Source organism: Microcoleus sp. B3-D7 (assembly GCF_036705305.1).
Lineage (GTDB): Bacteria > Cyanobacteriota > Cyanobacteriia > Cyanobacteriales > Microcoleaceae > Microcoleus.
The window spans coordinates 188376-196175 of sequence record NZ_JAUBUE010000008.1 but is presented as its reverse complement, the minus strand read 5'-3'; the positions used below and the strand labels follow the sequence as shown (position 1 = coordinate 196175).

Sequence of the window (7800 nt, the reverse complement as noted above, 5' to 3'; positions counted from 1 at the left end):
TTTTGACAATTTTCGAGATCGACTATTAGCTTGCTTTTCTAATTAGTCTTTCTTATCACCGCCAACCCAGAAGACCCGAAAACTCGACCTCAGAACTTTCCGTATCTATGCGGAGTTTAGAAAAAACACTTTTCGATCGCAAATAATTAATATCTCGTCTCAACAAACGCCGAATAATCTCTAAATAGTCGAGATTGGTCACATCCTCAGATGTCCTAATCGAAAACACCGACAAATCTACACACAGAATCCTAAATTGCCTACCATATCGCAGCAATATTAGAGTATCCGCTTTCAGAAACTCACCTTTCTTTTTGTAATCTTCAATATACTGAGAAATATTTTCACTCTGGTCAAATTGAGATAAGACTTCTCCACACCACTGTTCCTCACCTTTAACGTAAGTGCCAATGCTGCTCTCATCGCAAAAACAGGATTGGTAATACAAGATTTCCAAACGTCGCAGTTTATTGGAGTTGTTCCAACCTGTGGATTCGAGGTATTCTCGAAAAAAGTTTAAACCAGATATAAAGCCTTTTTGTAGGAAAAATACACTCCACTTTTCAGCCATTTTCCTTTCCAGGGGACTGGTTATTTTATCGGTAATTTTTCTCAGCATCTTCGGAAACTCTAACTGCCGCAATTCCTGAAGGTATAAGTTTGAAAACTTATGCTTAATTTGCTTCTCTTTAATGCCAGCAAGAATGCCAATATTAAACCCAACTTCAAACAAACGCCCTAAATCTTCTGCTATCTTAGATTTCATGACTGCGTGCCTCGTGTCGGTGTATTTAAGACTTCTTTAAGTTTAGTTAAAAACGCCAAAGCATTAAACTCCGCAATTCCGACCATATGCTTGTATAAAGATAACTTGCCTACAGATTGATCTCCTATGAGGTTTTCGTAAGGATCTAATTTAAAACTAATTCTAGCGTTTTTACCAGCTTCTTTTTCGTAGCGAGAAAAGTGGAACAAAGTCAAATACTGCAAAATATCATTTTTTAATTGAGTATCGTCAATCAATCCCTGATAAATATGTCGATCGTCCAGTATATCTTTATAGATATTCAACAAAGTAGCATAGGAAATTACACCCCTATAATTGCGTTCTGCCTCCGAGCCTACTACCAGTCCGTTAAACAGATTAAAAAATACAATGGAGCGCTTGCTTGGGTCTTTCACTAAAGCTGTCAACTCCAGCGTATCCTGAATGTACAAAGAATTTACTCCCAATCTTTCTGACAGCTTAACTGCATAATATTTATCAAAAAACATCGGATAAATTTTGATATCGTTATGGTTTTCTTTGAAATATCTAATCACATCTTTCGACATGAAGAATAAAGCTTCTTCTTTTTGTGTCATGTGCAATGTACTAGAATAGGGAGCTTTGGCAATGTAGAGAAAATGCCTGAATCCCATTTTGTAAACTTTCTCGATTTCATCTCGCACAACAGTAGGCTCTTTAAACATCTGTTCGTGTTCGTAGGTTTCCGAGAAGGTTTTGAGCAACTGTAGCCTGACCGAACCATCTTTTTGACGAGTTAGTCCGACAATTTCTCCTTGCAAATTCGACAGCTTTTGGTCGCTATTCCACCTAGCATCGCTTTCCCGACTGGAAACTATAACTATAGCGAGTTTGTCGAGTTCTTTTGGAGAATCTGACGGGTTGGTAAAAGTAAATTTTTTAGGCAACACAGAATACAGAGAACTCATCACATTGGGAGCTTTGTATTCTACATTTCTGATATCAATACCCTGAGAATTAGACCGATGTTCTTCATTGAGTAAATGCGATAACCTTTTAGATAAAGAACGCATGAACTCTTCTACTGGCGAATCTGACTGTTGGTTGCTCAGTTGCAGCCGCAGTATGGGAATAAATAATCTACTTTGCTTTTGCAAAATCAATTTGAGTCCAGTATAGGCAAGCAAATCGAAGGTAAACCGATACACAAAACTTTTTTTGGCATCCTATTTATTGCTAGCTAGACTGTATGGAAAAGCCACTATTTTGCGTTTTGTAAACAGGTTCTCATAGGTTTTTCTGGATAGTTGCTCTTTTGGCATTAGCAACACTGGCATAGCTTTCACGCCTGTGATATCATACTCCATGCTGAAGCTTTGCAAGTCGTCAGTAGAAAAATAATGAACATCACTAATTGCGATTTGAGCTGTGAGAGTACATAGGGAATTTTGAGTGGCATTTGCTTGACCAATAGCTAGATATTTTAATACTTCCTTTGGGTTGTTTCGCAGCTCAGACTTAAAGAATGTAGAGTTTGTAGAAATATTTTTAATACTATCCTCTAAAATGCTTTTTTTGACCGAAATGTGGAGCGGAAATTCCTTCGGCAAATGCTTGTGTTTCAGAATTTTTTGCAGGAGATTCTTGAGCGTGTCTATTTTAGAGGCAATGTTATATTGTTCAAAATCTTTTTTGATGTCTTGTAAAACTATTTTTTTCGCGGCTTCATCAGAACCTTTGAAGATTTTTAATACTTTTTCTTCAAATCCTGGAATAGGATCGTATTCTAAGTCTGAGTTAACTGTATAACCATCTGATGACGGGTCTTTTCCGGCAAAAACGAAATAGTACAACAATAGTAACTTCAATAGCTTTTTAGCAAAGATTTCTTTTCTAGCCGGCTTATCAAGTTCGGCTTTATGTTCCTTACTTTCCGGGTCAAGCAGATTGAGATAATACTCAAAGACTGTTTTACCGTCATAGGCTTGAACTGGGTTATTAAACTTGAGCTTTAGTCCAAAAACAAACTGGATATCTCCCTTATTTTCGTCTTTGGTTTCTCCTAAATATCCTTCTATTTTGGGAATAATAGGCAGCATATCGAATGATTCAGCACGAGCAAAAGCATCTCGGTAGTTCAAGTCTGTGTTTGCATAGTTGACCGAGTAATGACCGTCGGCATTTTCGAGATTGCCTATATACTCATCAATCCGTTTGAGACGCCGGATCAGGTCTTTTAAATAAATTAGGCCCTCGGCATTTGACGGGTTATTGCTGGTGGTAAGGTTGTCTTCCAGAAATTCTAAATAACATATTTGTGCCTGTTTTTTTAGTTTTCCGATAGTTTCTGTATCTACAATTTCTTTAATTTTGTAGAAGTCTGATTTGGGATCTGCTTGTAAATCTTCTAGAACATAATTCAATTCTTCGCGATCGCTCTCACTAGCGCTAGCAAACTGAGATTTGATATAATTTTCTAAGCCTTGTTGTAGCTCAGTGTTAAATTTACTGGTGTTGCCAACGGTGATAGTTAGTTTATGAAATTTTAGCAGTTCTTTGCTGCTAGCATTTTTTGTAATACTCAATCGCTGCTTTTGCAACCCGGAATAGTTTCCAAAGGGATAGCTAAAGTCTAATTTGGCCGAGGTACTTTTTAATTTTTCCAAATCTGTGATTAAGCTAGCCACAAACTGTTCGATATTAAGTTGTTGATTGTGTTGCTTAATTGCCGACTCTAGCCTAGCTTTTAAACTATTCTTAATTTTGGTAATTTGACTGGGAAAGCGTTCTCTGAAACCGGGGGTAAAGTTGACTGTCGCAGTACGAGCACCGCGTTCCGAAGCACCTAAAGGATTTTCTACCCCCAAACCTGCGACTTCTTCGGCTATGCTGTCAATGTCGATGAGCAGACGATCGCCATTACCATGTATCTTAAAAGGATTCTGAGTCTCTGGCTTCTCTAAAACTTCTAAAATCTTGTCCAATATGTCACTACAGTCAACCGCAACTAAATCCCCGCCTGCCGTTCTTAGGGTATTCACTCTGCAACCTCCTCGCACCGCTTGACAACTTATGCAATTCAGCTATGATAGCAGACATTGATTTATTAGTCAAGTGGAGTACGTTCTGTTCCGACTTACGAAATAATTCCTAAGTTCTATATCGCTTCAAAAAGCTTGAATCCACTCTTTCACGTCGTACTCAGTCCAAACCCCATTTACCCAATAAGGATCGGCTTCCACCAATTGTCGCACCTGCGCCTCATCTTCCGCTTCGTAAATTGCAAAAACTTTTGTTAAATCTTTCGTTGGCCCGATCGTACTTAACACACCCGATTCCTTCTGCTTAGCCAATCCTGCTAAATGAGCGTCTCGAAAGGGAGCGCGTTTTTCTAGAACGTCTTCGCAGTAACTTCCCCACATTACATATTTGGTCACGATTTTGAGCCTTAGATGAATTTGTTTAAAAATTATTGTACAATAGGAGTAACAGGATTTAACGAAAATTTTAAGGATTAAGATTAATTGACCGCAGAGGGCGCAGAGGAAGAGGGGAAAAAGAGATGTTTGTTTGTTGGAGCGGAGGAAAAATTTATGACTTTATTAGACATTCGCCTTTTGACAGTTGAAGAATATCACCGAATGGCAGAAATTGGTATTTTTGACGAAGACGAACGAGTAGAATTATTGGCAGGACAGATAGTAAAGATGGCAGCAAAAGGAACAGCCCACGGTGCGGCGCTGAAACGGACTGTAGAACTATTGCAGAACCTTTTATGGGGGTTAGTATTGCTAAGTATACAAGATCCTGTTCGGTTAAATGATCACTCGGAACCGGAACCAGATATTGCTTTACTTGTGCGAGATCCACTTTACTATGAAGACCGTCATCCAACTCCTTCTGAAGTTTATCTGATTATTGAAGTTGCTGATACAACCCTGAAAACGGATTTGGGGATAAAAGCAAATCTTTATGCTCAGTCTGGAATTGCGGATTATTGGGTTTTGGATGTTAATAATCGGCAACTTCACGTATTCCGAGAACCGAGTCAGGATGGCTATGAGAGTACAGTAGTTCTTGGAGATGATGCGAGTATTTCTCCTTTGCAGTTTCCTGATGTTTCGTTTATGGTTCGGGATATGTTGCGGCCGTTGGAGCTAATTTAATGCTCTTTCGCTGAGTCCGGCAGGGGTTAAAACCCCTGCCGGCCGACCTTGGTGACTGACGGGCTATTTTAGCTTCTCAAACTAACGCCGAATTTCTCAACTAGGACATCGCGGACTTTTTGTTGGGCCGGTTCGACATCAGTTTCGCTCAAAGTTCGATCGCCCGCGCGGTAAATTAACCGAAAAGCCAAACTCCGCTGTCCCGCCGGTACGTTGTCGCCCCGATATTCGTCGAACAGTTCCACTGAATCCAGCAAACTCCCGGCCGCCTTTTTCATCGCACTCTGCATCTCAACAACCGGAACTTCAACCGGTGCAAAAAATGCAATGTCTCTGTCAGAAGCCGGAAAACTCGAATAACCCGCAAACTTGCGAGTTAAGTTGTTCGATCGATTCACCGCTGCCAACAGCACCGCCAAATCTAATTGAAACACGTAAACCTGCTCAGGCAAATCCTTTTCTTGCTGCAATTGCGGGTGCAACTGTCCAAAAACTCCTAAATGTTTCCCGTTTAAGGATAACGCAGCGGTGCGGCCAGGATGCAAGCGTGTATTAGAGGAGTCCTTTTGATATTCCACGGACAAACCCAACTCCTGAAACGCGCTTTCCAAAACCCCCTTGGCCTCAAACCAAGTCAAAGGTCGATCGCGCCCTCCCTGCTGCCATTTCCACACAGTCGGATCGCCGCCAATAATCCCCGCCACTGCATCGGCTTCCTTCATTGCATCCCCATCTTTCCAGAAAATGCGGCCGACTTCAAAACCGTTTAGCGCCCCATTTCCCTGTTCCAAATTGTACTGGAAAGCATCAATCAAACCCGACAGCATTTCTGTCCGCAAAGCCGAATACTCCACAAACAGCGGATTCGCCAGTACAACCTGATTTTCTCCCTCAGTTTTCACCAAAGAATAGTGCATCAGTTCCGTCAAACCGGCCGCCCGAAAAGCCGATCGCACATTCCGAATTGCCGCATATTCCGCTGACAAATAACCGGGTTCAGTTTTGCTGGGCAAAGTATCGCAGAAATTGTCATAACCGTGGAGTCTGGCAACTTCTTCAATTAAATCAATTTCCCTTTCTAAATCCCGGTAGCGGTAAGGAGGCACCGTCACATTCCAAACCCGCTCTTTTTCCGTTGCAACAACTTCGCATCCCAAGGCTGTGAGAATATTTTTTACCTCTTCCGGTTCCAGATATTTAGAACCGCCAGTTTCTCCTCTTTTTAACTGCCCTAAAATCAGATTTACTCGGTCTAAACGCAATTCGACCGATCGGCTAAAACTCAAATCCTCGCCCGAACTCGCCGTTTTCTGCACCGTCGCAACGCCTCCAGCCAAATCCAAAATTAGGGCAACAGCGCGGTTGCAGGCCGTCGCCAAGGCTGCCTGATTCACCCCCCGTTCGTAGCGGATCGATGCCTCGCTACGCAGGCCTTGAGCGCGCGCAGAACGGCGAATCGTTGCCTGGTCAAAAATCGCCGCTTCCAAGACTAAATTTTGCGTTCCTTCGTGAACTTCCGTGTCTTCGCCGCCCATTACCCCAGCCAAAGCTACAGGTTTGTCGCTAGCAGTAATTAACAGATTTTGAGCTTGCAAATTTCGGTTTTGTCCGTCCAAAGTTTTGAAGGATTCCCCTGTTTTGGCAAAGCGGACGCCGATGCTGATATCTTGAGTACCCGTGAAAGATTGCAGGCGATCGCGATCGAAAGCGTGCAGCGGTTGTCCCCATTCCAATAAAATGTAATTAGTTACGTCCACCACATTATTAATCGGCCGCACTCCCGCTGCCTGCAACCGCTGCTGCAACCAAGCTGGAGAAGCACCAATTTTCACACCTTCAATTGCCGTGCCGATGTAAATCGGGCATCCTTGCGGTTCTGATATTTCTACTGCCAAACCAGGACTTTCTTTGCCCTCAATCGCCACATCATTCGCTGCCGGAATTCTCAAACTCGCCCCAGTCAGCGCCGCGACTTCTCGCGCTACGCCCACCATGCTCAAAGCGTCAGCACGGTTGGCAGTTGCTGTCAAATCTAAAATCACGTCATCTAAACCCAAAAGCGGGCGAATATCGCTGCCCAATTGGGGATTTTCTAACTCAAAAATGTGAATCCCGGCTGACTCTTTAGATAGTCCCAATTCCGCCCGAGAGCAAATCATTCCTTCGGAAGGAACGCCGCGCAATTTAGCCGGTTTAATCTTTAAATCAATAGTCGATAAATAAGTGCCGACAACAGCGACAGGCACGTAAATGTCTGCCCTAGCGTTCGGTGCGCCGCAAACAATATTCAAAGCTTCTGAGGAACCCACATCCACTTGACAAACTCTCAATTTGTCTGCATTCGGATGCTGTTCGCAGGCAATGATTTTGCCCAAAACTACGCCGCTTGCCCACGGGCGGCGGTCTTCAATTTCTTCCACTTCAAACCCAGCCATTGTCAGGGTTTCGGCTAATTCTTCCGGGGATATCACCACATCCACCAATTCCCGGAGCCACTTTAGAGATATACGCATAATTTAGTCAGTAGTTAGTTGTCAGTGCTCGGTAGTTATTAGTCAAAAGTCGGCGCCGACAGGCTACGACTTTTGAGTCCCAGAATTTATTCGGGAAAGCTTTTCATAGCATACGAATTCAATTTTGTCAAGACTGTTATGGTACACATAAGCAAAAAGGAGGAATATGACCAAAGGTAGATGTCTACTGGGGCATGAGTAGCATTCTCATTCAGAGAATGAGGTATGCTAGATACATCTAACAACGCAAAAAGCACTTAAGTTTAGAAAGACTTTACACAAAAAAGCACAACTTTAGCAAGTCTTTAAACTATCTTCAAGGATAATCAACCGAAAAAACTCAAACCAGCGAGATAATCAAAATAGGGAAAAG

6 protein-coding genes are annotated in these 7800 nt (G+C 42.3%); 1 reads left to right on the top strand and 5 read right to left on the bottom strand.

The annotated features are described in order from the left end of the window. Positions 1 to 55: 55 nt before the first annotated feature. The 4 genes from QUB25_RS09040 to QUB25_RS09025 all read right to left on the bottom strand — a co-directional run bounded on the left by QUB25_RS09040 (position 56) and on the right by QUB25_RS09025 (position 4185). Positions 56 to 766: a hypothetical protein gene (locus tag QUB25_RS09040; protein WP_333182864.1), complete on the bottom strand. Its 711-nt coding sequence runs from the start codon at positions 764 to 766 to the stop codon at positions 56 to 58. Further along, positions 763 to 1956 carry a hypothetical protein gene (locus QUB25_RS09035; protein WP_333182862.1) on the bottom strand — a complete coding sequence of 398 codons (1194 nt, stop codon included), beginning with the start codon at positions 1954 to 1956 and terminating at the stop codon, positions 763 to 765. The genes QUB25_RS09040 and QUB25_RS09035 overlap by 4 nt, the downstream gene beginning before the upstream one ends. A gap of 18 nt (positions 1957 to 1974) precedes the next feature. After that, positions 1975 to 3789: a hypothetical protein gene (locus tag QUB25_RS09030; RefSeq protein WP_333182860.1), complete on the bottom strand. Its 1815-nt coding sequence runs from the start codon at positions 3787 to 3789 to the stop codon at positions 1975 to 1977. A gap of 126 nt (positions 3790 to 3915) precedes the next feature. Then, the gene (locus tag QUB25_RS09025) at positions 3916 to 4185 is read right to left on the bottom strand and encodes a YciI family protein (RefSeq protein WP_190662223.1); all 270 of its coding nucleotides are present in this window, start codon (positions 4183 to 4185) and stop codon (positions 3916 to 3918) included. A gap of 156 nt (positions 4186 to 4341) precedes the next feature. Here QUB25_RS09025 and QUB25_RS09020 point away from each other — a divergent pair, with 156 nt between their 5' ends. After that, positions 4342 to 4914 carry a Uma2 family endonuclease gene (locus QUB25_RS09020; RefSeq protein WP_333182858.1) on the top strand — a complete coding sequence of 191 codons (573 nt, stop codon included), beginning with the start codon at positions 4342 to 4344 and terminating at the stop codon, positions 4912 to 4914. 68 nt (positions 4915 to 4982) lie between these two features. On the opposite strand, the gene pheT is transcribed toward QUB25_RS09020, so the two are convergent. Beyond that, entirely contained in the window at positions 4983 to 7427 is a 2445-nt protein-coding gene (gene pheT, locus QUB25_RS09015) for a phenylalanine--tRNA ligase subunit beta (protein WP_333182857.1), read from the bottom strand. Between the last annotated feature and the right edge of the window lie 373 nt (positions 7428 to 7800).